The organism is Mycobacterium sp. E2733, assembly GCF_001667585.1.
GTDB lineage: Bacteria > Actinomycetota > Actinomycetes > Mycobacteriales > Mycobacteriaceae > Mycobacterium.
This window is the reverse complement of the sequence record NZ_LZJZ01000058.1, coordinates 1-862: the sequence shown is the minus strand read 5'-3', so window position 1 is coordinate 862 and position 862 is coordinate 1. Positions and strand designations below refer to the sequence as shown.

The window sequence follows — 862 nt, the reverse complement described above, 5'->3', positions numbered from 1 at the left end:
TGCTGGTCGTCGCGCTAGCGGGATTCGCCATCTACCGCCTGCACGGAATCTTCGGCTCGCACGACAACACGTCCGCCAACAGCGACCTGTCGAACGAGATCGTCCCCTTCAACCCCAAACAGGTGGTGCTCGAGGTCTTCGGCGAGCCCGGCGCAACCGCGACCATCAACTACCTTGATGTCAACGCCCAGCCGCAGCAAGTCAGGGACGCCCCACTGCCCTGGTCGTTCACGATCACCACCACGGAGCCCGCGGTCCTCGGCAACGTGGTCGCGCAGGGCAACGGGGACACCCTCGGCTGCCGCATCACCGTCAACGGTGAGGTGAAAGACCAACGCACCGTTGACAAGGCCGACGCCTACACCTTCTGCCTGGACAAGTCTGGATAAGCCTTGACGAGCAACCATCAACAGTCGCGTTCCTTCGCGCCGCGCATCATCCGCCGGCTCGCATTGCCGATCCTGCTCTTCTGGGTGGCGCTGGCCGCCATCACCAATATCGCGGTGCCACAACTGGAAGACGTCGGCAAGGTGCACAACGTGGCGCTCAACTCGCCAGACGCGCCGGCGCTGAAGGCAATCAAGCGCATCGGCCAGGTGTTCAAAGAATTCGACACCGACAGCTCGGCCATGATCGTGCTGGAAGGCGACCAGCCGCTCGGCGCGGACGCGCACAAGTTCTATGACGCGATGATCCGCAAACTCGACCTGGACCGCAAGCACGTCGAGCACGTTCAGGATTTCTGGGGCGACACCCTTACCGCCGCGGGATCGCAGAGCTCCGACGGCAAGGCGGCGTATGTTCAGGTATTTCTCGCGGGCAATCAGGGCTCGGCGCTGGCCAACGAATCCGTCGGTGCGGT

2 protein-coding genes are annotated in these 862 nt (G+C 63.3%); both read left to right on the top strand.

Annotated elements, in window-relative coordinates:
- Positions 1–2: 2 nt before the first annotated feature.
- The gene (locus A5678_RS10850) at positions 3–389 is read left to right on the top strand and encodes an MmpS family transport accessory protein (RefSeq protein WP_068041957.1); all 387 of its coding nucleotides are present in this window, start codon (positions 3–5) and stop codon (positions 387–389) included.
- Between the two features lie 3 nt (positions 390–392).
- The coding region (locus A5678_RS10845; RefSeq protein ID WP_156746855.1) for an MMPL family transporter at positions 393–862 on the top strand (470 nt) is incomplete at its 3' end.